This window comes from Streptomyces sp. NPDC051822 (assembly GCF_044452745.1).
GTDB lineage: Bacteria > Actinomycetota > Actinomycetes > Streptomycetales > Streptomycetaceae > Streptomyces.
This window is the reverse complement of record NZ_JBITBZ010000017.1, coordinates 60,916-86,015: the sequence shown is the minus strand read 5'-3', so window position 1 is coordinate 86,015 and position 25,100 is coordinate 60,916. Positions and strand designations below refer to the sequence as shown.

Annotated in this window: 24 protein-coding genes and 1 tRNA gene; 15 read left to right on the top strand and 10 right to left on the bottom strand. The window is 72.3% G+C overall.

Features of this window, described 5'->3' with window-relative positions; translation table 11 throughout:
- Positions 1-2: 2 nt before the first annotated feature.
- Entirely contained in the window at positions 3-2,201 is a 2,199-nt protein-coding gene (locus ACIA8N_RS34930; protein WP_365784066.1) for a bifunctional serine/threonine-protein kinase/ABC transporter substrate-binding protein, read from the top strand.
- 54 nt (positions 2,202-2,255) lie between these two features.
- Here the strand turns inward: ACIA8N_RS34930 and ACIA8N_RS34925 are convergent, their stop codons facing one another.
- From ACIA8N_RS34925 to ACIA8N_RS34905, 5 genes are all read right to left on the bottom strand, one after another.
- On the bottom strand, positions 2,256-3,308 hold the full coding sequence (locus tag ACIA8N_RS34925) for a 2-oxoacid:ferredoxin oxidoreductase subunit beta (protein ID WP_365784068.1): 1,053 nt from the start codon (positions 3,306-3,308) through the stop codon (positions 2,256-2,258).
- On the bottom strand, positions 3,301-5,238 hold the full coding sequence (locus ACIA8N_RS34920; RefSeq protein WP_365784070.1) for a 2-oxoacid:acceptor oxidoreductase subunit alpha: 1,938 nt from the start codon (positions 5,236-5,238) through the stop codon (positions 3,301-3,303). The genes ACIA8N_RS34925 and ACIA8N_RS34920 overlap by 8 nt, the downstream gene beginning before the upstream one ends.
- A 298-nt stretch (positions 5,239-5,536) precedes the next feature.
- Positions 5,537-6,208, bottom strand: coding sequence for a response regulator transcription factor (locus ACIA8N_RS34915; protein WP_365784072.1), 672 nt, complete (start codon positions 6,206-6,208; stop codon positions 5,537-5,539).
- Between the two features lie 221 nt (positions 6,209-6,429).
- Positions 6,430-7,716: a sensor domain-containing protein gene (locus tag ACIA8N_RS34910; RefSeq protein ID WP_365784074.1), complete on the bottom strand. Its 1,287-nt coding sequence runs from the start codon at positions 7,714-7,716 to the stop codon at positions 6,430-6,432.
- A gap of 319 nt (positions 7,717-8,035) precedes the next feature.
- A complete protein-coding gene (locus tag ACIA8N_RS34905) occupies positions 8,036-9,202 on the bottom strand; it encodes a sensor domain-containing protein (protein ID WP_365784076.1) in 1,167 nt (388 codons plus the stop codon).
- Positions 9,203-9,363: 161 nt separating this feature from the next.
- Between ACIA8N_RS34905 and ACIA8N_RS34900 the strand changes: the two genes are divergently transcribed.
- The 13 genes from ACIA8N_RS34900 (at position 9,364) to ACIA8N_RS34840 (ending at position 21,157) form a co-directional block, all read left to right on the top strand.
- Positions 9,364-9,765, top strand: a complete 402-nt coding sequence (locus ACIA8N_RS34900) for an NADH-quinone oxidoreductase subunit A (RefSeq protein ID WP_365784078.1) — start codon at positions 9,364-9,366, stop codon at positions 9,763-9,765.
- Positions 9,756-10,319, top strand: coding sequence for an NADH-quinone oxidoreductase subunit B family protein (locus ACIA8N_RS34895; protein ID WP_365784080.1), 564 nt, complete (start codon positions 9,756-9,758; stop codon positions 10,317-10,319). The genes ACIA8N_RS34900 and ACIA8N_RS34895 overlap by 10 nt, the downstream gene beginning before the upstream one ends.
- Complete coding sequence (locus ACIA8N_RS34890; RefSeq protein ID WP_365784082.1) at positions 10,316-11,650, top strand: NADH-quinone oxidoreductase subunit C; 1,335 nt, start codon at positions 10,316-10,318, stop codon at positions 11,648-11,650. Before ACIA8N_RS34895 ends, ACIA8N_RS34890 begins: the two co-directional genes overlap by 4 nt.
- Complete coding sequence (locus ACIA8N_RS34885; RefSeq protein ID WP_365784084.1) at positions 11,647-12,615, top strand: complex I subunit 1 family protein; 969 nt, start codon at positions 11,647-11,649, stop codon at positions 12,613-12,615. The genes ACIA8N_RS34890 and ACIA8N_RS34885 overlap by 4 nt, the downstream gene beginning before the upstream one ends.
- A complete protein-coding gene (locus ACIA8N_RS34880; RefSeq protein ID WP_365784086.1) occupies positions 12,615-13,208 on the top strand; it encodes an NADH-quinone oxidoreductase subunit I in 594 nt (197 codons plus the stop codon). The genes ACIA8N_RS34885 and ACIA8N_RS34880 overlap by 1 nt, the downstream gene beginning before the upstream one ends.
- The gene (locus tag ACIA8N_RS34875; protein WP_365784184.1) at positions 13,208-13,765 is read left to right on the top strand and encodes an NADH-quinone oxidoreductase subunit J; all 558 of its coding nucleotides are present in this window, start codon (positions 13,208-13,210) and stop codon (positions 13,763-13,765) included. The genes ACIA8N_RS34880 and ACIA8N_RS34875 overlap by 1 nt, the downstream gene beginning before the upstream one ends.
- Complete coding sequence (gene nuoK / locus ACIA8N_RS34870) at positions 13,765-14,154, top strand: NADH-quinone oxidoreductase subunit NuoK (RefSeq protein ID WP_365784087.1); 390 nt, start codon at positions 13,765-13,767, stop codon at positions 14,152-14,154. The genes ACIA8N_RS34875 and nuoK overlap by 1 nt, the downstream gene beginning before the upstream one ends.
- Positions 14,151-16,145 carry an NADH-quinone oxidoreductase subunit L gene (locus ACIA8N_RS34865; protein WP_365784089.1) on the top strand — a complete coding sequence of 665 codons (1,995 nt, stop codon included), beginning with the start codon at positions 14,151-14,153 and terminating at the stop codon, positions 16,143-16,145. The genes nuoK and ACIA8N_RS34865 overlap by 4 nt, the downstream gene beginning before the upstream one ends.
- Positions 16,146-16,172: 27 nt before the next feature.
- Entirely contained in the window at positions 16,173-17,750 is a 1,578-nt protein-coding gene (locus ACIA8N_RS34860; RefSeq protein ID WP_365784186.1) for an NADH-quinone oxidoreductase subunit M, read from the top strand.
- Positions 17,747-19,258 (top strand): NADH-quinone oxidoreductase subunit N, encoded by a 1,512-nt coding sequence (locus ACIA8N_RS34855; protein WP_365784092.1) that lies wholly within the window; start codon positions 17,747-17,749, stop codon positions 19,256-19,258. The genes ACIA8N_RS34860 and ACIA8N_RS34855 overlap by 4 nt, the downstream gene beginning before the upstream one ends.
- Before the next feature lie 32 nt (positions 19,259-19,290).
- Positions 19,291-19,740, top strand: a complete 450-nt coding sequence (mscL, locus tag ACIA8N_RS34850) for a large conductance mechanosensitive channel protein MscL (RefSeq protein ID WP_365784094.1) — start codon at positions 19,291-19,293, stop codon at positions 19,738-19,740.
- A 155-nt stretch (positions 19,741-19,895) separates the two neighbouring features.
- A complete protein-coding gene (htpX, locus tag ACIA8N_RS34845) occupies positions 19,896-20,759 on the top strand; it encodes a zinc metalloprotease HtpX (protein WP_365784096.1) in 864 nt (287 codons plus the stop codon).
- A complete protein-coding gene (locus tag ACIA8N_RS34840; protein ID WP_030549862.1) occupies positions 20,756-21,157 on the top strand; it encodes a YccF domain-containing protein in 402 nt (133 codons plus the stop codon). The genes htpX and ACIA8N_RS34840 overlap by 4 nt, the downstream gene beginning before the upstream one ends.
- Before the next feature lie 9 nt (positions 21,158-21,166).
- Here the strand turns inward: ACIA8N_RS34840 and ACIA8N_RS34835 are convergent, their stop codons facing one another.
- From ACIA8N_RS34835 to ACIA8N_RS34820, 4 genes are all read right to left on the bottom strand, one after another.
- A complete protein-coding gene (locus ACIA8N_RS34835; protein ID WP_365784098.1) occupies positions 21,167-22,396 on the bottom strand; it encodes an amino acid permease in 1,230 nt (409 codons plus the stop codon).
- Positions 22,397-22,406: 10 nt separating this feature from the next.
- Positions 22,407-23,036 (bottom strand): alpha-ketoglutarate-dependent dioxygenase AlkB, encoded by a 630-nt coding sequence (locus ACIA8N_RS34830; RefSeq protein ID WP_365784100.1) that lies wholly within the window; start codon positions 23,034-23,036, stop codon positions 22,407-22,409.
- Positions 23,033-23,530, bottom strand: coding sequence for a methylated-DNA--[protein]-cysteine S-methyltransferase (locus ACIA8N_RS34825; protein WP_365784102.1), 498 nt, complete (start codon positions 23,528-23,530; stop codon positions 23,033-23,035). Before ACIA8N_RS34825 ends, ACIA8N_RS34830 begins: the two co-directional genes overlap by 4 nt.
- A 103-nt stretch (positions 23,531-23,633) precedes the next feature.
- The gene (locus ACIA8N_RS34820; protein ID WP_030549858.1) at positions 23,634-24,125 is read right to left on the bottom strand and encodes a YajQ family cyclic di-GMP-binding protein; all 492 of its coding nucleotides are present in this window, start codon (positions 24,123-24,125) and stop codon (positions 23,634-23,636) included.
- Positions 24,126-24,295: 170 nt separating this feature from the next.
- Here ACIA8N_RS34820 and ACIA8N_RS34815 point away from each other — a divergent pair.
- Positions 24,296-24,377 (top strand) — tRNA-Tyr (locus tag ACIA8N_RS34815).
- A gap of 66 nt (positions 24,378-24,443) precedes the next feature.
- Here the strand turns inward: ACIA8N_RS34815 and ACIA8N_RS34810 are convergent.
- The gene (locus tag ACIA8N_RS34810) at positions 24,444-25,100 is read right to left on the bottom strand and encodes an NAD(P)H-binding protein (protein ID WP_365784104.1); all 657 of its coding nucleotides are present in this window, start codon (positions 25,098-25,100) and stop codon (positions 24,444-24,446) included.

The window sequence follows — 25,100 nt, the reverse complement described above, 5'->3', positions numbered from 1 at the left end:
CCGTGCAGCCACTCCGTAAGGCCGACCCGTCCTCGATCGCGGGCCACCGGCTCCTCGGCCGGCTCGGCGCCGGCGGCATGGGCGTGGTGTACCTCGCCCGGTCCGGCGGCGGCGCGCTCGTCGCGCTCAAGCTGATCCGGGCCGAGCACGCCGCCGACCCCGGATTCCGGGAGCGGTTCCGCCGCGAGGCACGTGCCGCGGAGCGGATCACCGGCCGCTGGGTCGTCCGCGTCCTCGGCGCCGACCCGGAGGCGCGGGAGCCGTGGCTGGCGACCGAGTACGTGCCGGGGCCCTCCCTCGCCGAGGCCGTCGCCGCGCACGGAGCCCTGCCCGAGCCGACGGTACGGGCCCTGGGCGCCCGGCTCGCGTCCGCGCTCGGCGACATGCACGAGGCGGGGCTCGTCCACCGGGACGTCAAGCCGGGCAACGTCCTGCTCGCCCTCGACGGGCCCCGGCTCATCGACTTCGGCATCGCCAGGACCGCAGGGGCGACCGCGCTGACCGCCACCGACGCGATGATCGGTACCCCCGGTTTCCTCGCTCCCGAACAGGCCCGCGTCGGCGGGGCCGGCGAAATCGGCCCGCCGAGCGACGTGTTCTCGCTCGGGTGCGTCCTCGCGTACGCGCTGACCGGTGAGCGCCCCTTCGGTACGGGTGGGGTGGCGGCCGTCGTCTACCGCACCGTCCACGAGGAGCCCGACCTCGCCGCCGTACCGGAAACGCTCCTGCCGCTGGTCGCGGCCTGTCTGGCCAAGGATCCGGCGGACCGGCCGACGGCGGCGCGGGTGCGGGCCGCCCTGGGGGAGGCCGAGGGGCCGGCGGGGGACTGGCTGCCGCCCGGCCTGCCCGCCCTGATCGCCCGGCGCTCCTCGCGGGTCCTGGAACTGCCGGTCGCCGAGCCCACGGTGCTCGTGAACTCCCCACCGCATCAAGGGCTTTCGCGGCGCAGGCTCCTGATGGGCGGCTCCGCGGCGGCCGTGGCGGGTGCGGGCGGCCTGACCGCCTGGCTCCTGAGCCGCGGGCCGTCGGAGAACGGCGTGGGCACGGTCGGCGGCATGGGAGGCACCGGGGCCCCGCTCCCCGCCTACACCCTCGGTCTGCTCACCGACCTCAGCGGCCCCTCCAAGGCGTACGGCCTGGCCCATGAGCGTGCGGCGCGGCTGGCCGTGGAGACCTACAACGCACGCGGGGACCGTCCGGTCGACCTCGTCCTGCGCGTCATGGACGACGGGGGGACCGCGGCCCGGGCCACGACCGCCGCCCGCACCCTGCTCAGGGACGAGAACCTGATCGGTGTCTTCGGCCCGGCGACGGCGGACAGCGTCCTCGCCGCGATGGCCGAACTCGTCGACCGGTCGGTGCCCATGGTGAGCGTCTTCGCCTCGGTCCCGGTCGGCAGCACGGTGAAGGGGCAGACCATCAGGAAGACCTACTTCGAGTCCCGCGCCTCCCCCGACTCCCTGATCATTCCCTTCGTACGTTTCCTCGCCGAGCGCGGGGTCCGCAGGACCGCCCTCGTGGAGGACCGCGCCGGCGGCCGGTACACCTGGTTCGCGGTCAAGAGCATCAAGGACACCCCGCCGGGGGAGGCCGTCGGCGGCAGGGTGACCTCGCATCCCGTCGAGGCGGGCAGCGAGGACTTCGCGTCCGCCGTGCGGACCGCCCTCGCCACCGACCCCCAGGGTGTGATGTACGTGGGTACATCGCCGCGGCGGGCCGCCCTCTGCGCCAGGGCCCTGCACGACCAGGGGTACGAGGGGTGGCGAGGCACCGTCGAACTCGCCCTCCGGCCGGAGTTCCTCACACTCGCGGGACCCGCGGCCGAGGGCTGGTACTTCGGCACGGCCTACGCCGACCCCGACGGGATCCCGGCGGCGAAGGCCTTCGCCGCCGTGTACCGCAAGCGCTGGGGGATCGCCCCTACGGCGCCCGTCGAGCCGTACGCCACGGAGGCGTTCGACGCGGTCAACTGGGGGATCCAGGCGCTGGGCGCGGCGGTCAGGAACCACGCGGAGTCGGAGGCGGCCGGGGTGGCGAACGGTCTGCGACAGGAGTCGTACCGGGGGCTCGTCAGGACGTACTCGTCCACGGGCAGGGACACCAGTGCCGCGGCCCTCGCCGGACTCTTCCTCTGGCAGGTGAAGGACGGAGTGCCCCGTTTCCTGGGGGAGTTCGAGAAGGCGGCGGTCGCGGGGGCGTGAGAGAGGGCCCGGTCCGTACGGATGTACGGCCCGGGCCCCTCGTACGCGCGCGTGCTAGCCGACGACCGTCCAGGTGTCGTTCCCGGCCAGGAGCTGCCCCAGGTCGCCCTTGCCGTACCGCTCCACCGCCGTCTCCAGCTGGTCGGCCATGAGCGTGTCGTACACCGGCCGGTCCACCGAGCGGAACACCCCGATGGGCGTCTGGTGGAGGGTGTCCGGGTCGGCGAGCCGGGAGAGCGCGAAGGCGGTGGTCGGGGTGGTGGCGTGGGCGTCGTGGACGAGGATCCGCGACTCGTTCTCGGGGGTGACCGTGACGACCTGGAGGTCGCCGGTGGCCGGGTCGCGGACGACGCCCTTCTCGTCCTCGGCGCCGAAGCGGATCGGCCGCCCGTGTTCGAGGCGGATGACCGCCTCCTTGGCCTGGTCCTTGTCCTTGAGGACCTCGAAGGCGCCGTCGTTGAAGATGTTGCAGTTCTGGTAGATCTCGACGAGGGCCGTGCCGTTGTGGTCGGCGGCCTGCCGCAGCACCTCGGTGAGGTGCTTGCGGTCGGAGTCGACCGTGCGGGCCACGAAGGACGCCTCCGCGCCGAGCGCGAGCGACACCGGGTTGAAGGGGGCGTCGAGCGAGCCCATCGGGGTCGACTTGGTGATCTTGCCGACCTCGGAGGTGGGGCTGTACTGGCCCTTGGTCAGCCCGTAGATCCGGTTGTTGAAGAGCAGGATCTTCAGGTTGACGTTGCGGCGGAGCGCGTGGATGAGGTGGTTGCCGCCGATGGACAGCGCGTCGCCGTCGCCCGTGACGACCCAGACGGACAGGTCGCGGCGGGAGGTGGCGAGGCCGGTGGCGATGGCCGGGGCGCGGCCGTGGATCGAGTGCATCCCGTAGGTGTTCATGTAGTACGGGAAGCGGGAGGAGCAGCCGATGCCGGAGACGAAGACGATGTTCTCCTTCGCCAGTCCGAGCTCGGGCATGAAGCCCTGGACGGCGGCGAGGACCGCGTAGTCACCGCAGCCCGGGCACCAGCGGACCTCCTGGTCGGACTTGAAGTCCTTCATGGACTGCTGGGCCTCGGCCTTGGGCACCAGGTGGAGGAGGGGCTCAGGCATCGATGGCCTCCTTGAGGGCGGCGGCGAGCTGCTCGGCCTTGAACGGCATGCCGTTGACCTGGGTGTGGCTCCGGGCGTCGACGAGGTACTTCGCCCGGACGAGGGTGGCGAGCTGGCCGAGGTTCATCTCGGGGATGACGACCTTCTCGTACCGCTTCAGCACCTCGCCGAGGTTCTTCGGGAACGGGTTGAGGTGACGCAGGTGGGCCTGGGCGATGGGCTTGCCCGCGACCCTGAGGCGGCGGACGGCCGCGGTGATCGGCCCGTAGGTGGAGCCCCAGCCGAGGACCAGGGTGTCGGCGCCGTCCGGGTCGTCGACCTCGATTTCGGGGACGTCGATGCCGTCGATCTTGGCCTGCCGGGTGCGGACCATGAACTCGTGGTTGGCGGGGTCGTACGAGATGTTGCCGGTGCCGTCCTGCTTCTCGATGCCGCCGATGCGGTGTTCGAGGCCGGGGGTGCCGGGCAGGGCCCAGGGGCGGGCCAGGGTCTCGGGGTCGCGCTTGTACGGCCAGAAGACCTCGGTGCCGTCGTCGAGCGTGTGGTTCGGGCCGGTGGCGAACTGGGTCCTCAGGTCGGGGAGGTCCCCGACGTCCGGGACGCGCCAGGGCTCGGAGCCGTTGGCGAGGTAGCCGTCGGAGAGCAGGAAGACCGGTGTGCGGTAGGTGAGGGCGATCCGGGCCGCCTCGACGGCCGCGTCGAAGCAGTCGGCGGGCGTCCTGGGGGCGACGACCGGCACCGGCGCCTCGCCGTTGCGGCCGTACATGGCCTGGAGGAGGTCGGCCTGCTCGGTCTTGGTGGGCAGGCCGGTCGACGGGCCGCCCCGCTGGATGTCGACGATGAGCAGCGGCAGCTCCAGGGAGACCGCGAGCCCGATCGTCTCCGACTTCAGCGCCACGCCGGGGCCGGAGGTGGTGGTCACGGCGAGCGAGCCGCCGAAGGCCGCGCCGAGCGCGGCGCCGATGCCGGCGATCTCGTCCTCGGCCTGGAAGGTGCGCACGCCGAAGTTCTTGTGCTTGGACAGCTCGTGGAGGATGTCCGAGGCCGGGGTGATGGGGTACGAGCCGAGGTAGAGCGGCAGGTCCGCCTGCCGGCCCGCGGCGATCAGCCCGTACGAGAGGGCGAGGTTCCCCGAGATGTTCCGGTAGGTGCCGGCGGGGAAGGCGCGGGTCGCCGGGGCGACCTCGTAGGAGACGGCGAAGTCCTCGGTGGTCTCGCCGAAGTTCCAGCCGGCCCGGAAGGCGGCCACGTTGGCCTCGGCGATCTGGGGCTTCTTCGCGAACTTCTGGCGCAGGAAGTTCTCGGTGCCCTCGGTCGGCCGGTGGTACATCCAGGACAGCAGGCCGAGCGCGAACATGTTCTTGGAGCGCTCGGCCTCCTTCCGGGACAGGCCGAAGTCCTTGAGGGCCTCCACGGTGAGCGTGGTGAGCGGCACCGGGTGGACCCGGTAGGCGTCCAGCGAGCCGTCCTCCAGGGGGGACGTCTCGTAGCCGACCTTGGCCATGGCGCGCTTGGCGAACTCGTCGGTGTTCACGATGATCTCGCCACCGCGCGGCACGTCCCCGATGTTCGCCTTGAGGGCGGCGGGGTTCATCGCGACCAGCACGTTCGGGGCGTCACCGGGGGTCAGGATGTCGTGGTCGGCGAAGTGCAGCTGGAAGGAGGAGACGCCCGGCAGGGTTCCGGCGGGTGCCCGGATCTCGGCGGGGAAGTTCGGCAGCGTGGAGAGGTCGTTCCCGAAGGACGCCGTCTCCGAGGTGAACCTGTCACCTGTCAGCTGCATGCCGTCACCGGAGTCACCCGCGAAGCGGATGATCACCCGGTCGAGCCGGCGTACTTCCTTCTCTGTACCGTGGTGCGGCTTGGCCGGGGCGCTGCGCTGCTCCCCGAGCAGGGCCTCACCGGCCTCGCTACTGACCTGGCTGGTCACTGAACTGGACCTCCCTCGCGGCAAGGGGACTCTCCGCCGGAGGCGGGAGAAGGCTCGGGCTGCGGTCGGCCGATCACCGTCCGTCCCGTGCCCACCCTACGACGGTAAGGGGGGCCCTCCCGGGACTTCTCGCATAGTGGACCTCTTTTTGAGACGCCCTCTTGCCCTGAATTGTCACGTTCTGTCGCCACCCGGATTTCCGGAATGCCGGATTCCGTCCCCTCCGGGGGCCCGGGGGCCCCGGGGTGCCGACAGCCGGCCTTCCGTCCTCCAGGTCACCTGACAGGGTGTCAGATCATCAGGATCTCAGATACGTCAACACTGCGAGTACCCGACGATGATCGCCGTCACTCGGCGAGAGCCCCAGCTTCAGGAAGATGTTGCTGATGTGCTTCTCCACCGCGCCGTCGCTCACGACCAGCGCTTTCGCGATCGCCGAGTTCGTCCGGCCCTCCGCCATCAGGCCGAGGACCTCCCGCTCGCGCGGAGTGAGGTTCGCCAGCACGTCCTGCTGACGGCTCCGGCCGAGCAGCTGCTGCACGACCTCCGGATCCAGCGCCGTACCGCCGCCGGCGACCCGTACGACCGCTTCCACGAACTCACGGACCTCCGCCACCCGGTCCTTCAGCAGATACCCCACACCCCGGCTGGAACCGGCCAGGAGTTCGGTGGCGTACTGCTCCTCCACATACTGCGAGAGGACCAGCACGCCGAGCCCCGGATACTCCTTGCGCAGCCGCACCGCCGCCCGCACGCCCTCGTCCGTGTGCGTGGGCGGCATCCGTACGTCCGCGACCACGACGTCCGGCAGAGCACCCTGGCCCGCGAGCCCGGCCACGGTCTCGACGAGCGCCTCACCGTCCCCGACACCGGCCACGACCTCGTGCCCCAGATCGGTCAGGAGCCGGGTCAGTCCCTCCCTGAGCAGTACGGAATCCTCGGCGATGACCACCCGAACCCGCTCCGCCACGCCTTGCACAACCAGCCCCCATGTCCCCGGTCCACCGATACGGCCTTCAGCATCGCAGGCCGACGCCCCGGACGTGGGAACCTCTGCCGATCGCTTGGGGCGGGCGCCGGGCGTGCCGGGTGGCGACGCCGCCTGGGCGCCCCGCGCTCGCCCCGGGTTCCGGCGGCCCCATGCTCACTCGGGCTCCGGCAGCCCCCTGCTCACTCCGGGCTTCCCGCGGGCTACGCCCGCCACGGCAGCTCCGCCGTGACCGTCGTCGGCCCGCCCGCGGGCGAATCCACCGCGAGCACTCCGTCGACCGCGCCCACCCGCTCCGTCAGACCCGCCAGGCTCCGGCCCGCCAGGGACTCCGCCCCTCCGACCCCGTCATCCTTGACCCGCACCATCAGCCGGTCACCCGCCCGCCACACGTCCACCCGGGCGCGCCGGGCGCCCGCGTGCTCCGTGACGTTCCGGAGCAGCTCCGACACCGTGAAGTAGGCGATCCCCTCGATCGCCGGCAGCGGCCGGGCCGGCAGGTCCACGTCCACCGACACCGGGACCGCGCACCGCGAGGCGACCGCGGAGAGCGCCGCGTCGAGACCGCGGTCGGTGAGGACCGCCGGGTGAATGCCCCTGGCGAGGTCCCGCAGCTCCCGGAGCGCGAGCTTCACCTCGCCGTGCGCCTCGTCGACCAGCACCGCCGCCGCCTTCGGGTCCGCCGCGAGCTTCTCCTTCGCGAGCCCCAGGTCCATGGCCAGCGCGGCGAGCCGGGCCTGAGCGCCGTCGTGCAGGGCCCGCTCGATGCGCCGCAGGTCGGCGGCGGCGGTGTCGACGACGACACCCCGGTCCGACTCCAGCTCGGTCACCCGCGTGGCCAGCCGGGACGGGCCGAGCAGCCCCGAGACGAGGACCCGGTCGACGGCGACGAGACCGCGCAGCAGCCACGGCCCGACCATCACGAGCAACAGCCCGACGGCGCTGGTCACGGCGATCTCGAAGGGCGAGTCGAGGTAGAGGTCGTGGGAACCGTCGCCGTACAGCTGCATGCCGTCCTGCCCCAGGTACGCGGGGAACACCCACTGCCACAGCGGATACAGGAAGAGGCCCCAGCCCGTCGCCCAGAACGTCACCGTCACCGTGAACGAGAACACCGCCCACGGCATGTGCACGACCGCGTACAGCAGGTGCCGCCACGACGCCCCGCTCTTCAGCATGGCCCCCATCCAGGAGAACGCCCCGCCGGTCCGGCCCCGCACGGGCTCGGGCGGCCGGACGTCGAGTCCGAGCAGCCCGCGCGCCCTGGCCCGCTCGACCGCGCCGAAGCCCCGGCACATCGCGAGCGCCCCGGCCAGGATCGGCACACCGAGGAAGGTGATGAGCAGCCCGACGCCTGCCGAGACGAAGGAGACGGAGAGCGCGAACCAGACGACACCGAGCGGCAGCCCGATCAGCACGTAGACCAGGGCACGCCAGGTGCGGGCCTCGAACGGCGCGCGGATCGCGGCGGGGAGTCGGGGGGAGGCCATCACGGGGGTCCTTCTCTACGAGTCGTACGAGGGAGAGGGGGAGCGGGCGGTACGTGTCCCAGGCTTCCGTGCGGCGGCCCGCCGGACCATGAGGTGAGTCGGCGTCTACGGGCGGGGGTTTTCCCTACCTGCGGCCGGGGGCCGGGCCGCATTTGCGTTCACGGGCTGCCCGAACCCGCCTTCACGGGCCGCCCGAACCCGCCTTGACGGGCCGCCCGAACCCGCCTTCACGGGCCGCCCGAACCCGCGGTCACGGGCCGGTCGACCCGGGTCCGCAGGCCGCCCGAACCGGGGCCCGCGGGCCCCGCCCCACCTGTGTTCACAGGCCCGGCCGCGAGCGCCACGGCAGCTCCGCCGTCACCGTCGTCGGACCGCCCTCCGGCGACTCCACGACCAGGAGCCCGTCCACCGCGCCGAGCCGCTCCGCGAGCCCCGCGAGCCCCGTACCGCCGTCGAGGCGGGCCCCGCCCGCGCCGTCGTCCCACACCCGCAGCAGCAGCCGGTCCTCCGCCCGCCACACGTCCACGGAGGCGGACCGGGCGCGCGCGTGCTTGGAGACGTTCTGCAGGAGCTCCGACACCGTGAAGTACGCGATGCCCTCGATCGCCTCCGCCGGCCGCTCCGCCAGGTCCACCGACACCTTCACCGGAACCGTGCACCGCGCGGAGACCGAGGAGAGCGCGGCGCTGAGCCCCCGGTCGGTGAGGACCGCGGGGTGGATGCCCCGGGCGAGGTCCCGCAGCTCCTGGAGCGCGAGCTTCACCTCGCCGTGCGCCTCGTCGACCATCGCCGCGGCCGTCTCCGGGTCGTCGAGCAGCTTCTCCTTCGCCAGGCCGAGCCCCATCGCGAGCGCCACGAGCCGGGCCTGCGCGCCGTCGTGCAGGTCGCGTTCGATGCGCCGCAGGTCGGCCGCGGCGGTGTCGACGACCACGCCCCGGTCCGACTCCAGCTCGGCGATCCGCCGCTCCAGCTCGTCGGAGGGCGAGAGCAGCCCCCGGACCATGCCCCGGTCGGCGTTGGCCAGACCCCGGGAGAGGAGGGGGAGTACGGGCCACAGGACGAGGAGCGAGACCAGGGCGAGCGTGAAGGTCACGATCCCCCAGGGCAGCCGGATCAGCCCGTACAACTGCGTCCGCCAGGCCACCGGGTCCCTCAGCGAGGTCCACAGCCAGCCGAAGAAGCCGTCGCGCGACGGCAGCGGGGACGGCTCGGCGACCTCGACGTCGAGCAGCCCGCGCGCCCGCGCCCGTTCCGACCGGCCGATCAGCCGCGCGCCGCGCAGCCCGAGGGCGAGCAGCGGCAGCCCGATCACCGTGACCGAGAGGCTGACGCCGAGGAGCACGCTCACGACGGAGTAGACGAAGCCGGCCAGGGCGGTGAAGAGGTTGGAGAGGAGGAAGGCGATCTCCTTCCAGGTCTCCTTGCCGTAGGCGGTGCGCTGGGGTGGACGGGGTGCGGGAGGGGTGGATTCATGATCGGCGCTCATGCTCCCCAGACTGCCGGTCGGCCGCCGCGCGACGCCATGGGGGAGGTCGGTGAGAGAGAGGGGGGATATCCCTACCCGCGACTGCTTACGGCGCCTTTAGCAGGGCCTAGACTCGCGTCCGTACAGAAGTGACCCATGAGACACGAGACCGAGGGGCGGACGTGCGGGAACCGACCGTTGTCGCGGCCGACGCGGCGGACTACTTCCAGACGTACTCCGTCGTCGGCCTGCTCGCCGTCGTCGGCGTGCTCTTCGTCGCCGTCGCGTTCGGCGCGGGCCGGCTGCTGAGGCCCGTCGTGCCGACGCCCGAGAAACTCCTCACCTACGAGTGCGGCGTCGACCCCGTGGGGGAGGGCTGGGCCCACACCCAGGTCCGCTACTACGTGTACGCCTTCCTCTACGTCATCTTCGCCGTCGACTCGATCTTCCTCTTCCCCTGGGCGACGGTCTTCGCGGCTCCCGGCTACGGAGCCACCACCCTGGTCGAGATGTTCATCTTCCTGGGCTTCCTCGCCGTGGGGCTGCTCTACGCATACAAGAAGGGCGTCCTGACATGGACGTGACCCCGCTCCCCGCCCCGAAGCTGGGGCCGCTCGCGCGCCTGGCCCCGGAGCCGATGAAGGTGGTCCTGAACTGGGGCCGCCGCTACAGCCTGTGGGTCTTCAACTTCGGGCTCGCCTGCTGCGCGATCGAGTTCATCGCCGCGTCGATGGCCCGGCACGACTTCATCCGGCTCGGCGTCATCCCGTTCGCACCGGGCCCACGCCAGGCCGACCTGATGATCGTCTCCGGCACCGTGACGGACAAGATGGCCCCGGCCGTCAAGCGCCTGTACGAGCAGATGCCGGAGCCGAAGTACGTCATCTCCTTCGGCGCCTGTTCGAACTGCGGAGGCCCGTACTGGGACTCCTACGCGGTCACCAAGGGCGTCGACCAGATCATCCCGGTCGACGTGTACGTTCCGGGCTGCCCGCCGCGCCCCGAAGCGCTGCTCCAGGGCATCCTCAAGCTCCAGGAGAAGATCGCTCGCGAGAGCCTGGCGGAGCGGTACGCGAGCACCGCGTCGGTCTCCCAGCTGACGAGCCCCCTGGTGCAGGGGCCGGGAGGCACGGCATGACCGCCCCCGCCTACGACTCCCTCCCCGACTCCGTGACCGAGGTCTTCGGCGAGGAGGCGACGGCGGAGCGGGCGTACGACCTGCTGACCGTCGACGTCCCGCCGGCGTCCTGGATCACGGCGCTCGAAACGGCCCGGGACGCCCTCGGGTGCACGTACTTCGACTGGCTGAGCGCGGTCGACGAGCCGGGCACGGGCTTCCGGGTCTGCGCGCACGTGGTGTCGCTCGCGGAGGGCCGCCCGCGCCGCCTCCTCGTCCGTACGACGGTCCCGCACGCCGCCCCCGTCCTGCCCACGGCGATCGGGGTGTACGCGGGCGCGGGCTGGCACGAGCGCGAGACCCACGAGATGTTCGGCGTCGACTTCACCGGGCACCCGCACCTCGTCCCCCTGCTCCTCCCCGACAACTTCGAGGGCCACCCGCTGCGCAAGGACTTCGTCCTCGCGGCCCGGGTCGCCAAGGCGTGGCCGGGCGCGAAGGAGCCGGGCGAGTCCCACGACGGAGGCCCGAAGCGCCGCCAGATGCTCCCGCCGGGCGTCCCGGACCCCAACGAGTGGGGGCCCCTGAAGGGCCAGCTCCCGCCTGCCCCCGCCCGCCCGGCCCGAGCGACGGGAGACCGTCCGGCCCGAGCGGCGGCGGCCGACCGCCCGCCCCGCCGCGCCCGCTCGGTGTCGGAGGGTTCGGCGAGCCAGGCGGAAGCGACCACTCCGCCCCCGGCGGACGCACCGGCCGAGACTCCCCGCCCGCCCCGCCGCACCCGCTCGGTCGCGGAGGGCTCGGCGAGCCAGGTGGTACCGCCCTCGGACGACGCGACCGCGACCGGCACCCCGACCTCTGAGGCCCGCCCGCCGCGCCGCTCCCGCTCGGCTTCGGAGGGCTCGGCGAGCCAGTCGGCCCCGGACGCCCCCGCGCCGAGCACGGAGGCCGCCGGTCCGGCCGCTGCCCGTACCCGCAGTGCGGACGCCCCCTGGCACCACGCCCGCCCGGCCTTCGACGAGGAGCCGACCCCTCAGGCCGCCCCGGAGGTGAAGCCGGAGCCCGGCCCCCCCGCCGACCCGACCGACCCGGCCGACCCGGCCGAGCCGGCCGAGCCGGCCGAGCCGGCCGACCCGGCCGACCCGGCCGACCCGGCCGACCCGGCCGAGCCGGCCGAGCCGGCCGAGCCGGCCGAGCCGGCCGAGCCGGCCGAGCCGGCCGAGCCGGCCGAGCGCGTCGAGCCGGCCGAGCCCGTCGAGCCCGCCAAGCCCGACGCCCCGGCCGCAGGCCCCGACACCGCCGCGCAGGGCGACGACACCGACCCCACCACCCCCGCCGGAGGCGATCCCGCGTGAACGACGTACTCGACGTCGCCCTCCGGCTGCTCGTCGTCTTCGCCGTCTTCCTCGTGCTGCCCCTCGTCGTCGGACAGACCGAGCACAAGGTCATGGCCCACATGCAGGGCCGCCTCGGCCCCATGTACGCCGGTGGTTTCCACGGCTGGGCCCAGCTCGTCGCCGACGGCGTGAAGTTCGCGCAGAAGGAGGACGTGGTCCCGAAGGACGCCGACCGCCGGGTCTTCCAGCTCGCGCCGGCCGTCGCCCTCCTCCCGTACCTCCTCGTCCTCGTCGCGATCCCCATCGGGCCGAGCGAGGGGGCCGTCGGGCAGGTCGTCGACGCGGGCATCTTCTTCGTCCTCGCCGTGATGGGCGTCGGCGTGCTCGGCAGCCTGATGGCCGGCTGGGCGTCCGCGAACAAGTTCTCGCTGCTCGGCGGCCTCCGTACCGCCGCCCAGCTCCTCGCGTACGAGCTCCCCATGCTGCTCGCCGCCGCCTCCGTGGCGATGGCCGCCGGCACCGTCTCCCTCCCCGGCATCCTGAACGCCTTCGAGTGGTGGTGGCTGCCCTGGCAGATCGTCGGCGCCCTCGTCTTCTTCGTGGCGGGGCTCGCGGAGCTCCAGCGGCCCCCGTTCGACATGCCGGTCGCCGACTCGGAGATCATCTTCGGCGCGTACACCGAGTACACCGGTCTCCGTTTCGCCCTGTTCCTGCTCGCCGAGTACGCCGGCATCGTCGTCCTGTGCGGTCTCACCACCGTTCTCTTCCTCGGCGGCTGGCACGGCCCCTTCGGCGCGGACGGTCTCGGCTGGGTCTGGACCCTCCTCAAGACCGCCGTCCTCGCGTTCGTCGTCATCTGGCTGCGGGTGAGCTACCCGCGGCTCCGTGAGGACCAGCTCCAGAAGCTGGCCTGGACGACGCTCGTCCCCCTCGCCCTCGCGCAGATCGCGCTCACCGGCATCGTGAAGGTGGCGATCCAGTAATGGCCATCCCCGGCTCCGGCCTCGCCAAGGGCCTCGCCGTCACTCTCCGCACGATGACGAAGAAGACCGTCACCGCGCAGTACCCGGACGTCCAGCCCGAGCTGCCGCCCCGCACGCGCGGGGTCATCGGGCTGTTCGAGGAGAACTGCACGGTCTGCATGCTGTGCGCCCGCGAGTGCCCCGACTGGTGCATCTACATCGACTCCCACAAGGAGACCGTGCCGGCCGCCGCCCCCGGCGGCCGCGAGCGCAGCCGGAACGTCCTCGACCGCTTCGCCATCGACTTCTCGCTCTGCATGTACTGCGGTATCTGCATCGAGGTGTGCCCGTTCGACGCGCTGTTCTGGTCGCCCGAGTTCGAGTACGCGGAGACCGACATCCACGAGCTGACCCACGAGCGCGACAAGCTCCGCGAGTGGATGTGGACGGTCCCGGAACCGCCCGCGCTCGACCCGCAGGCGGAGGAACCGAAGGAGATCGCGGCGGCCCGCAAGGCGGCGGACAAGGCGGCGGAGAAGGCGGCGGCCGCCGCCCAGGCCGAAGCGGAAGCCCAAGCTCAGGCCGCCGCCCAGGCCCAGGAGGACCAGCAGTGATCCTGGCAGCACAAGCGGCCGCGGAGGCCCCCGGCTTCCTCTCGCCGACCGGCGTCGAGATCGCCTTCCTCCTCGTCGGCCTCGTCACCCTCGGCGCCGCCCTCGTCACGGTCACCACCCGCCAGCTCGTGCACGCCGCGCTCTGGCTGGTCGTGGCACTCGGCGGCCTCGCCGTCGAGTACCTGCTCCTGACGGCCGAGTTCATCGCCTGGGTCCAGGTCCTGATCTACGTCGGCTCCGTCGTCGTACTCCTCCTCTTCGGTCTCATGCTCACCAAGGCCCCCATCGGCCGCTCCCCGGACGCCGACTCCGGCAACAGGCCGGCGGCCCTCGCGGTCGCCGTGGCCGCCGCGGCGGCCCTCGTCTGGGTCGTCGTCGACGCGTTCCGCACGACCTGGATCGACCTGGACGGAGCCGTCCAGGGCTCCACCGAGGTGTCCGGCGAGATCCTCTTCCGGCACTGGGTGCTGCCCTTCGAGGCGCTGTCCGTCCTCCTCCTGGCCGCCCTGGTCGGCGCCATCGTGCTCTCCCGGAAGAAGAAGGAGGGGGAGCGCTGATGCATCTCGTCTACCCGGCCGTCCTCGCCGCCCTCCTCTTCGCGATCGGCGTGTACGGCGTCCTCGCCCGCCGCAACGCGATCCTGGTCCTGATGTCCGTCGAGCTGATGCTCAACGCCGTCAACCTCAACCTGGTCGCCTTCGACGTCTGGCTCCGCGACACCCTCCACGCCGGCCAGGCCCTCACCCTCTTCACCATCGCCGTCGCCGCCGCCGAGATCGGCATCGGTCTCGCGATCGTCCTGATGGTCCACCGCAACAAGGGCACCGCGGACGTCGACCGCCTCCGCGACACGGCGGAGGACCCGCACGACAGCACCGACGAGACATCCACCGACGGGACGTCCGGCGCGACGCCCACCGGCGAGAAGGCCGAGGCCACCGCGTGACCACCACGACCCTCGCCGCCCTCGTCCCCCTCCTGCCCTTCCTCGGCTCCGCCGCCGGACTCCTGCTCGGCCGCACCGCGCCCGGCTTCGTCCGCCCGCTCGCCGTGCTGCCGACGCTCGCCGCCGCCGTCCTGGCCGTCCTCGTCGCGGTCCGGCAGGGCGGTGACGAGACGATCAACGCGGCCACGCAGCTCACGCCGACAGGCTCCGTGCCCATCGACCTGAGCCTGTACATCGACGGCTTCGCCGCCCTCGTCGCCGTCCTGGTCGGCGTCGTGGCCACCTGTGTGCAGATCTACTCGACCGGCTACCTGCGCGACGACCCGCGCTACCCCTCGTACGCCGCGCTCGTCTCCCTCTTCACCTCCGCGATGCTGCTCGTCGTCTACTCCGGCGACCTGATGGTGCTCCTGGTCGGCTGGGAGATCATGGGCATCTGCTCGTACTTCCTCGTCGGCCACTACTGGGAGACCCCCGAGGCGCGCGCCGCCTCCCTGAAGGCCTTCCTGGTCACCAAGCTCGGTGACGTCCCCTTCCTCATCGGCCTCTTCGCCCTTGCCGTCGACGCGGGCACCTTCCGGATCACGGGCGTCCTCGGAGCCGTCGCGAACGGCGGCCTCGACCACCCCACCCTGATCGCGCTGCTGCTGCTCGCCGGTGTGGCGGGCAAGTCGGCGCAGTTCCCGCTGCACACCTGGCTCCCGGACGCCATGGCCGGCCCCACCCCCGTCTCGGCGCTCATCCACGCGGCGACGATGGTCGCCGCCGGCATCTACTTCACGGCCCGGCTGCTGCCCGTCTTCGCCGCCTCCGCCGCCGCGATGACGGTGCTCGCCGTGATGGCCGCGATCACGATGGTCGGCTCGGCGCTCGCCGCGCTCGCCCAGGACGACATCAAGCGGGTCCTCGCCTACTCGACGATCGGCCAGCTCGGCTACATGGCCGGTGCCCTCGCCGTCGGCGACCGGGGCGCCGCCGTCTTCCACCTCCTCTCGCACGCCGCCTTCAAGGCGCTGCTGTTCCTCGCCGCCGGCGCGGTCATCCACGCCGCCGGTACGAACTCGCTGACCGCCATGTCCCGCATGAGCGGCCTCGCGAAGCGCACCCCGGACGCGTACTGGACGATGACCGTCGCCCTGCTCGCGCTCGCCGCGATCCCGCCCTTCGCCGGCTTCTTCTCCAAGGAGGCCGTCCTGGTGGCCGCCGAGCACACCGCGCTCGGCGACCAGGCCATCCGGACAGCCCCCGCGGGGGCCGGCTGGACCGTCCTCGTCGCGGGCCTGCTGACCGCCCTCCTCACCGCCGCGTACGCGCTCCGCCTGTGGCTGCGCACCTTCCGCGGCCGGGGCGCCGAAGCCCCGGACCACGGCCGCCAGCCGATCGCCATGACGAGCGTCCTGTGGGTCCTCGCCGTCCCGTCCCTCGGCTTCGGGCTCACCGCCACGTACGTCGACGACTGGTTCGACGGGCACGCCCTCACCCCGACCGTCACCACGGCCGTCCTGGGCACGGGCCTCGCCGTCGCCGGAGCCGCCGTCACCTACGCGATCTGGCGCACCCTCGCGGCCCGCACCCCGGTCGCGGCGCCCGCGCCCCCCTTGCCGCACGTCGCCCACCCCGACGCCGACGCCGGGCGGGTCGAGGCCGAGGCGCTGCACCTGCCGCACCCCGCCGAGGACCCGGCCGACCCCGGCCGCGCCCTCCTCGGGCCGCTGCACGGCCCCGCCGCCGACGGCTTCCACCTGGACGCCGTCTACCGGACCGCCTTCGTCCGCCCCGTCCTCGCCGCCGCCTCCCTGGTCCGCTTCCTGGACCGCGAGGTCGTCGACACGTACGTCCGCGCCGCGGGCGACTCCGCCAAGGGCCTCGGCTGGCTCGTCCGCCGCGCCCAGACCGGCAACGTCCAGACCTATCTGAGCGCCCTGCTCGCCGGCTCCGTCGTCCTGGCGATCGCCGCAGTCGCCCTCGCCAACGCCGTCGCCGGAGCGTGAGCCGTGATCGATATCAGCGAATCCGTGATGCAGTTCCTTCTGGCATTGATCGTCGCCGGCCCGCTCCTGGGCGCCGCCGCCGCTCTCCTCCCGGCCCCGCCCGGACTGAAGGGGAAGTCGCCGGACCAGGCCGTGCTCCGCCACGGCGTCACCGTCACCGGCGTGATCCTGCTCGCCGCGATCGTCCTGGCGCTCGGCTTCGACCACGACCAGCCGTCGAGGATGCAGGCCACGACGGACATCAGCTGGATCCACGCGCTCGACGTGCGCATCCACCTCGGTGTCGACGGCATTTCCCTCCCCCTCCTGGTCCTGACCGCGCTGCTGACCTTCCTCTGCGCGCTGTACAGCTACTTCAAGCAGCAACATCAGCGGCTGACGCCGCGGGCCGCGGGCCCTTCCCCCAAGGGCTTCGTCGCGCTTCTCCTGGTCCTGGAGTCCGGCACCCTCGCCACCTTCGCCGTCCTCGACCTCGTCCTGTTCTTCCTGGCCTTCGAGATGGTCCTCATCCCGATGTACTTCCTCATCGCCCGCTGGGGCGGCGAGGGCAGGCAGGCCGCCGCCTGGAAGTTCATCCTCTACACGCTGCTCGGCTCCGTCGTCATGCTGCTCGGCCTGCTCCTCATCGGCGTGAAGGCGGGCACGTTCGACATGGTGGCACTGGCCACTGACAACGGCCGTGGACTGACCACGTCCGTGCAGGTCATCGCCGTTCTCGCGATCGGTCTCGGGCTCGCCGTGAAGACGCCGATGTGGCCGCTGCACAGCTGGCTCCCGGACGCCCACACCGCCGCCCCGACCGTCGGCTCGGTCCTCCTCGCCGGCGTCCTGCTCAAGATGGGCACGTACGGGTTCGTCCGGATCCTGCTCCCGATCACGCCCGACGGGATGCGGACCTTCGCCCCGTACCTCGCCGCCTTCGCCGTCGCCGGGATCATCTACGGATCGCTTGCCTGCCTGGCCCTCGTCAGGCCCGGCAACAAGGGCGACCTCAAGCGCCTCATCGCGTACTCCTCTGTTGGCCACATGGGCTTCGTCCTCCTCGGCATCGCCTCCATGACCCCCACCGGAGTCAACGGCGCCCTGTTCGCCAACGTCGCCCACGGCCTCGTCACCGGCCTGCTCTTCTTCCTGGTCGGCGCGATCAAGGACCGGTACGGCACCGCCGACCTCGACACCCTCGCGGGCGCCACCGGCGCCGCCCTCTACGGCCGCGCCCCGCGCCTCGGCGCCCTCCTGGCCTTCGCCGCCGTCGCCTCCCTCGGCCTGCCGGGCCTGGCCGGCTTCTGGGGCGAGATGCTGGCCCTGTTCGGCGCCTTCGATCCGGCCGAGGGCCTCAGCCGCCCCGCCTTCCTCACCTTCACGGCGATCGGCGCCTTCGGCACCCTCCTCACCGCCGCCTACCTCCTCCTCGTGGTCCGCCGCGTCTGCATGGGCGGCCCCAGGCCCGCAGGGGAGACGCCGATCGCCGACGTCCAGGGGTACGAGTTCGCCGCCTGGACCCCGCTCGTCGCCCTCACCGTCCTCGCCGGACTCTGGCCCGCGGTCCTCCTCGGCCTCACCGACCCGGCCGTCCAGCAGCTCCTCGCCGGAGGCACCCGATGACCCCAGTGGCCAGCGAGTCGCTCGTCCAGTCCGTCGACTGGCTCACGATCGCGCCCCCCACCCTCACGGCCGTGGTCGCCCTCGTCGTGCTCGTCGCCGACCTCTTCGTCCCCGAGGGGCGCAAGCAGCTCCTCGGCTGGACCGCGATCGGCGGCCTCGCCGCGGCCCTCGCCCTCCTCGTGCCGCTGCGGGCCGGCGACCGCTCCACCTTCTGCCTGACCGCCGACACCCAGGTCACGGCGTGCAGCTACACCGCCGACCACTTCACCCTCGTCATCCAGCTGCTCGTCCTCGGCGGCGCGCTCCTGACGGCGCTGCTCTCGCTCACCGAGACCCGCGAGAAGCTCCCCGCCGGCGAGTTCTGGTTCCTGCTGCTCTCCTCCGCGGCCGGCGCCGCCCTGCTGCCCGCCTCCCGCGACCTCGCGACCCTCGTCGTCGCCCTCGAAGTGGCCTCGCTGCCCGCCTTCGCCCTGGTCGGCCTCAAGCGCGGCGACCGCATGTCCGGCGAGGCGGCGCTCAAGTTCTTCCTCTCCTCGGTGACGGCGACCGCCGTCACCCTGCTCGGCGTCAGCTTCGTGTACGCGGCGACCGGCACCCTCCACCTCACGGAGATCGCCCAGCGCCTCGACGACGTGCCCGGGCAGCTCCAGACGCTCGCCGAGGCGGGCGTGGCCCTCACCCTCGTCGGCTTCGCCTTCAAGACGGCCGCCGTCCCCTTCCACTTCTGGGTGCCCGACACGTACGTCGGCGCCCCGCTGCCCGTCGCCGCCTACCTCTCGGTGGTCGGCAAGGCCGTCGGCTTCACCGGACTCATCCTGGTGACCGTCGTCGCCTTCCCCTCGTACGCCGACGTGTGGGGCCCGGCGCTCGCCGTCCTCGCCGCCCTCACGATGACCGCGGGCAACGTCGCCGCCCTCCGCCAGCTGTCCACGCGCGCGTGGAGCGCGGTCCGGCTGCTCGCCTGGTCCTCCGTCGCCCAGGCCGGCTACCTCCTGGTGCCGATCGCCGCCGCCGCGTACTCCAGCGACGACCAGATCGGCGCCACCGTCGCGTACGCCCTGATGTACGCCGTCGTGAACCTCGGCGCGTTCGCGGTCGTCGCGCTCGTCGCCCGCAGCCACCCCCGGAACCGGATCGAGGACTACCGCGGCCTGTACGCCGCGAGCCCCGCCGCCGCCCTCGCGCTCGCCTTCTTCCTCCTGAATCTGGCCGGTTTGCCCCCGGGTATCATCGGCCTCTTCGCCAAGGTGACCGTCTTCTCGTCGGCCGTCGACGCGGGCCTCGGCTGGCTGGCCGTGATCATGGCCGTCAACGTCGTGATCGCGCTGTACTACTACCTGCGCTGGACGGCTCTGCTGTTCCGGACGCCGGAAGGGGCGGCCGGGAAGGTCCGCCACCGGCCCCCCGTGCCGATCACCCTGGCGATCGTGCTGACCGCAGCCGCGGGAGCCGTGCTTTCGGGCTACCCGCAGTTCGCCCTCCGCTTCGCCACGGACAGCCTCTTCTGACCCCCCAGAGCCACACCTAGGAGCAACACCCCGTGCTGAACGGATTCAAGGACTTCATACTCCGCGGGAACGTCGTCTCGATGGCCGTCGGACTGGCCGTCGGAACGGCGTTCACGGCTGTCGTCACCGGCTTCAGCAAGGCGTTCATCACCCCGCTCATCGGTCTTGCCACCGGCTCCGTCGGTGACTTCAACGCGGCAAAGTTCAGCGTCGGCAAGACCGTCTTCCCCTACGGCCTCGCCATCTCCGCGGCCATAGCCTTCGTCATCACCGCCGCGGTCCTCTACTTCCTGATCGTCGCCCCGCTCGCGAAGGTCCAGGACAGGTTCGCCAAGGCGGAGGCCGCCGACCCCAAGTCGGAGAAGCGCGACTGCCCCCGCTGCTTCACCGAGATCCCGGCCGTCGCCACCCGCTGCGCCCACTGCACCAGCGAGATCGAGCCCACCGCCGCCACCCTGGAGATGATCCCGGCGGCCCGCTGATCACCCGAACGGCCCACAGTGCCCCCGGTGCGGCCGGGGGAACCCGAACCTCCCGCCTGGCGTTGACCAGTACGGAAGGGTCCACTGGACGAGTGGACGAAGTGGATGACCACGAAGCAAAGGGTTCCCCTGCCGCACCACTTGGAGGGCGTACCGTGCACCGTCGGCACAACGGGCTGAGGACCGCCGTACTCCTCGGAGGGCTCTCGGCCCTCATCATCGTCATCGGCAGCTTCTTCGGGCGTACGGGGCTGATCGTCGCGCTGGTCGTGGCGCTCGGCACCAACGCGTACGCGTACTGGAACAGCGACAAGCTGGCGCTCCGGGCCATGCGGGCCCGTCCCGTCAGCGAGTTCGAGGCGCCCGCGCTCTACCGGATGGTGCGGGAGCTCTCCACCCAGGCGCGCCAGCCCATGCCCCGGCTCTACATCTCGCCGACGCAGGCGCCCAACGCCTTCGCCACCGGCCGCAACCCGCGCAACGCCGCCGTCTGCTGCACCGAGGGCATCCTCGCGATCCTCGACGAGCGCGAGCTGCGCGGGGTCCTCGGCCACGAGCTCAGCCACGTCTACAACCGGGACATCCTCATCTCCTCGGTCGCCGGAGCACTCGCCTCCGTGATCATGTTCCTGGTCAACTTCGCCTGGCTGATCCCGGTCGGCCGCTCGAACGACGACGACGGCCCGGGCATCCTCGGCTACCTGCTGATCCTCATCCTCGGCCCGATCGCCGCCTCGGTCATCCAGCTCGCCATCTCCCGCTCCCGCGAGTACGAGGCCGACGCCTCCGGCGCCCAGCTCACCGGCGACCCGCTCGCCCTGGCCGGCGCGCTGCGGAAGCTGGAGGCGGGGACCAAGCAGCTGCCGCTGCCCGCGGAGCCCCGGATCGAGACGGCCAGCCACATGATGATCGCGAACCCGTTCGGCCCCGGCCGGGGCATGTCCAAGATGTTCTCCACCCATCCGCCGATGGCCGAGCGAATCGCCCGGCTCGAGAAGATGGCAGGTCACCGCCCGTGAAGACGATCCTCAACGTCATATGGCTGATCCTGTGCGGATTCTGGATGTTCCTGGGCTACATGCTCGCGGGCGTCCTGCTCTGCATCACGATCATCGGCATCCCCTTCGGCCTCGCCGCGTTCCGCATCGGGATCTACGCCCTGTGGCCCTTCGGGCACACGGTCGTCGACCGCAGGGATGCGGGAGCCCCCTCCGTCATCGGCAACGTGCTGTGGCTGATCCTCGCGGGCTGGTGGCTCGCCCTCGGCCACATCGCCACCGGCATCGTCCTCTGCGTCACCATCATCGGCATCCCGCTCGGCATCGCGAACTTCAAGCTGATCCCGGTGTCGCTGCTCCCGCTCGGCAAGGAGATCGTCCCCACGGACCAGGCGTACGGGTACGCGGCGGGCCGCTAGGGGCCAGTCTTAGAGCGCGGTCCGGCCCCGGCCGATGGCCCACGCCACCACACCGGCGGCGACGACGCCCGAACCGGCCAGCACGGAGCCGAGCGGCAGCGCGAACGCGAGCACGCCGCATCCGGCCAGCCCGAGCGCGGCGAGCGGGCGCCGGGCCGGTCCCAGGGTCCACGCCGAGGCGTTCGCGATCCCGTAGTAGACCAGCACCCCGAAGGACGAGAAGCCGATCGCGTCCCGCACGTCCGCCGTGGCCGCCACGACGGCCACCACCGCACCCACCGCGAGCTCCGCCCGGTGCGGCACCTGGAACCGCGGGTGGACGGCCGCGAGCGAGGTCGGCAGGTAGCCGTCGCGCGCCATCGCCAGGGTCGTACGGGACACCCCGAGGATCAGCGACAGCAGCGAGCCGAGCGCGGCGACCGCCGCCCCGACCGCGACCACCGGCACCAGCCAGGCGGCGCCCGCCGCACGGGCCGCGTCGGTCAGCGGGGCGGGGGAGTCGGCGAGGGCAGCGGGGCCGAGGACGGTCAGCACGCTCACCGCGACGAGCGCGTAGACGGCGAGCGCGATCCCGAGCGCGATCGGCACCGCGCGGGGGATGGTCCGGGCCGGGTCACGGACCTCCTCGCCGAGCGTGGCGATCCGCGCGTACCCCGCGAATGCGAAGAAGAGCAAACCCGCGGCCTGGAGCGCCCCGCCCGCCGTGAGCTCCCCGCCGGGGGCGAGCGGCGATGTCTCGCCCGCCCCGAAGGACACCACGACGACGGCTGCGAGGACCGCGAGGACGAGCGCCACGATCACCCGGGTGAGCAGCGCCGACTTCTGAACTCCCCCGTAGTTGACGGCCGTCAGGGCAACCACGGCGGCCACCGCCACCGCGTGCGCCTGCCCCGGCCACACATAGGCCCCGACGGTCAGGGCCATCGCCGCGCAGGAGGCCGTCTTGCCGACCACGAAGGCCCAGCCGGCCAGGTAGCCCCAGAACGACCCGAGGCATTCGCGACCGTACACATAGGTGCCGCCCGAACTGGGGTAGCGGGCCGCGAGCCGGGCCGACGCCATGGCGTTGCAGTACGCGACGACGGCGGCGATCCCGAGCGCCACGAGCAGCCCGGTCCCGGATCCGGCCGCCTCCGCGGCGGGTCCGAGCGCGACGAAGATCCCGGCGCCGACCATGGCGCCGAGCCCGATCACGACCGCGTCGAAGACGCCGAGCGTGCGGCGCAGTTCCGATGTCATGCCCCGCACATTAGAGGCTGAGACCGGTCTCCCTGAGCGTGATGTTGAGCCGCCCCCGCAGGCCGAGCGCGGGCTCCGCGGTCCCCGGGTACACCTTGGGAACACCGTGGTGAACCCACCGCGAAGGGCCGCCGAACACGAACAGGTCCCCGGAGGCCAGCTCGACGTCCTGGTACGGCCGTCCGCGGCCCTCCTCGTTCCCGAACCGGAACACGCACCGGTCCCCGAGGCTCAGCGACACCACCGGCGCCCCCGACCGCTCCTCCCGGTCCTGGTGCATGCCCATCCGCGCCCCCGGCTCGTAGAAGTTCACCAGGGCGGTGTCGGGCGCGAATCCCCCGTGGTCCCCGTATGCCTCGGCGAGCGCCTCCCGGCCCAGCGTGACCAGCCATCCGGGCAGCGGGACCCCGACCGTGTCGAGATAGCGGTACGGCACCCACTGCCGGCCGAGACACAGCGTTCGCACCGACATGACACCCCCGCCGGGCAGCACCGTCCGCCGGTACGGCACGGGCCCGCGCCCCCACTCGCGGCAGGCGTCCACCAGCTCCCGCTGCCGCGCGAACGGCAGCCACCCGGGCACGTGCACGGCCCCTGGGGCGACGGCGGCCCGCTCGCGGGGGAAGAGCCCTTCGGTCACACCAGAGCCCCCTCCAGGCCCAGGAGCCGCTCCTTGCGCTCCAGCCCGGCGGCGTACCCCCGCAGGCTCCCGTCGGCCCCGATCACCCGGTGGCAGGGCCGCACCACGAGGAGCGGATTGCGCCCGATCGCGGTCCCCACGGCCCGCACGCCGGCGCCCGCGGAACCGACCCGCCGGGCGATCTCCCCGTACGAGACGGTCGTGCCGTACGGGATCTCATCGAGGGCCTGCCAGACGCGCCGCTGGAAGACGGTCCCGGCGTCCGTCGCGAGCGGCAGATCGAACCGGTCCCTGCGCCCGGCGAAGTACTCGCCGAGCTGCCCGGCGACGTCCGCGAACGCCTCGGGCGCGAGCGTCCACCCGTCCTCGACCCCGACGCCGCCCTTCTGCCCCGGCAGGGACAGCGAGCGCAACGCGACACGGCCCCCTCCGGCGAGCTGCCCGACAAGCAGCATCTCGCCCAGGGGGCCGTCGACGTACGCGTACACGGTCATGACTGGGTCCTCTCCCCGCACGGTCTTCCACGACCCAGTGTGCGGGGCCCGCCGAACCTCGGGCTGGCGGTATTCGGACACGGCCCTCGACCGGGCGGAGGGATCAGCGGTAGTTCACGAACTGGATCGCGAAGTCGAAGTCCTTGCCCTTGAGCAGCGTCTGAACGGCCTGCAGGTCGTCCCGGCTCTTCGAGCTGACGCGCAGCTCGTCGCCCTGCACCTGCGCCTTGACGCCCTTGGGACCCTCGTCCCGGATGGCCTTCGCGACCTTCTTGGCGTTCTCCTGCGAGATGCCCTCGGTGACCGAGGCGAAGAGCTTGTACTCCTTGCCGGACAGCTGCGGCTCACCCTCGACGTCCAGCGACTTCAGCGAGATCCCGCGCTTGATCAGCTTGGTCTGGAAGATGTCGAGGATCGCCATGACGCGCTCCTCGCCGTTCGCCTGCATCAGGATCTTCTCGCCCGACCAGGCGATCGAGGCGTTGGTTCCCTTGAAGTCGTAACGCTGGGAGATCTCCTTCACGGCCTGGTTGAGGGCGTTGTCGACCTCCTGCCGCTCGACCTTGGACACGATGTCGAAACTGGAGTCGGCCATGACTCGTGGCTCCTTGCTCGGATGCTTGGGGTACAGCCCAAAGCCTAGGGGGTGCGCCACGGCCCGAACCGCTGATCAATCCGGTGGCGAAGCACCCCGGGGGATCAGGTATTGTTTACGTCGTTGCCACGGAACACCGCCGAAAAGCGGCTCCACGGCAGCGATCTCATGGCGATGTGCCCGAGTGGCCAATGGGAGCGGACTGTAAATCCGTCGGCTTAGCCTACCCAGGTTCGAATCCTGGCGTCGCCACGCGAAGAAGGTCCCCGGTGCTTGCACCGGGGACCTTCACTCGTTTCCGGGGGCGTACGGCCCGGGTCAGTTTCCGGCCACGTCCTTCACCGCCACCGACAGCGGGGTCGAGCCCGCGATCAGTTCCAGGGTGAGGCCGGCGGTCGCCGGGGTGTCGAGGAGTTCCACCAGGGTCGCCGCCACGTCGTCGCGGGAGATCGGGCCCCGGCCCGTGTGGGCCTCGAGACGGACCAGGCCCTTGCCCGCGTCGTCCGTCAGGATGCCGGGCCGCAGGATCGTCCAGTCCAGGGCCGTACGGGAGCGGACGTCGTCGTCGGCGGCGCCCTTGGCACGGAGATAGACGTCGAAGACGTCGCTGCCCTGGTGCGAGGCGTCCGCGCCCATCGAGGACACCACCACGTACCGCCGCACGCGCGCGCGTTCCGCCGCGTCCGCGAAGAGCACCGCCGCCGCCCGGTCCACCGCGTCCTTGCGTTCCGCGCCGCTGCCCGGCCCCGCCCCCGCCGCGAAGACGGCCGCGTCGGCGCCCTGGAGGACGGCGGCGACCATCTCGACCGACGCCGTCTCCAGGTCGAGGACGACGGGCTCCGCGCCCGCGTGCCGCAGGTCGTCGGCCTGTTCCGGTCTGCGGATGATCCCCGCGACCTCGTGCCCGCCCGCCGAGAGCAGCCTCTCCAGGCGAAGGGCGATCTGTCCGTGTCCCCCAGCGATGACGATGCGCAT

Bases quoted from the DNA above. Each gene is read 5' to 3' on its own strand.
- ACIA8N_RS34925 (WP_365784068.1), bottom strand. From the start codon at position 3,308: ATGCCTGAGCCCCTCCTCCACCTGGTGCCCAAGGCCGAGGCCCAGCAG.
- ACIA8N_RS34910 (WP_365784074.1), bottom strand. From the start codon at position 7,716: ATGGCCTCCCCCCGACTCCCCGCCGCGATCCGCGCGCCGTTCGAGGCC.
- ACIA8N_RS34905 (WP_365784076.1), bottom strand. From the start codon at position 9,202: ATGAGCGCCGATCATGAATCCACCCCTCCCGCACCCCGTCCACCCCAG.
- ACIA8N_RS34895 (WP_365784080.1), top strand. From the start codon at position 9,756: ATGGACGTGACCCCGCTCCCCGCCCCGAAGCTGGGGCCGCTCGCGCGC.
- ACIA8N_RS34890 (WP_365784082.1), top strand. From the start codon at position 10,316: ATGACCGCCCCCGCCTACGACTCCCTCCCCGACTCCGTGACCGAGGTC.
- ACIA8N_RS34880 (WP_365784086.1), top strand. From the start codon at position 12,615: ATGGCCATCCCCGGCTCCGGCCTCGCCAAGGGCCTCGCCGTCACTCTC.
- nuoK (WP_365784087.1), top strand. From the start codon at position 13,765: ATGCATCTCGTCTACCCGGCCGTCCTCGCCGCCCTCCTCTTCGCGATC.
- ACIA8N_RS34860 (WP_365784186.1), top strand. From the start codon at position 16,173: ATGCAGTTCCTTCTGGCATTGATCGTCGCCGGCCCGCTCCTGGGCGCC.
- ACIA8N_RS34855 (WP_365784092.1), top strand. From the start codon at position 17,747: ATGACCCCAGTGGCCAGCGAGTCGCTCGTCCAGTCCGTCGACTGGCTC.
- ACIA8N_RS34835 (WP_365784098.1), bottom strand. From the start codon at position 22,396: ATGACATCGGAACTGCGCCGCACGCTCGGCGTCTTCGACGCGGTCGTG.
- ACIA8N_RS34825 (WP_365784102.1), bottom strand. From the start codon at position 23,530: ATGACCGTGTACGCGTACGTCGACGGCCCCCTGGGCGAGATGCTGCTT.
- ACIA8N_RS34820 (WP_030549858.1), bottom strand. From the start codon at position 24,125: ATGGCCGACTCCAGTTTCGACATCGTGTCCAAGGTCGAGCGGCAGGAG.
- ACIA8N_RS34810 (WP_365784104.1), bottom strand. From the start codon at position 25,100: ATGCGCATCGTCATCGCTGGGGGACACGGACAGATCGCCCTTCGCCTG.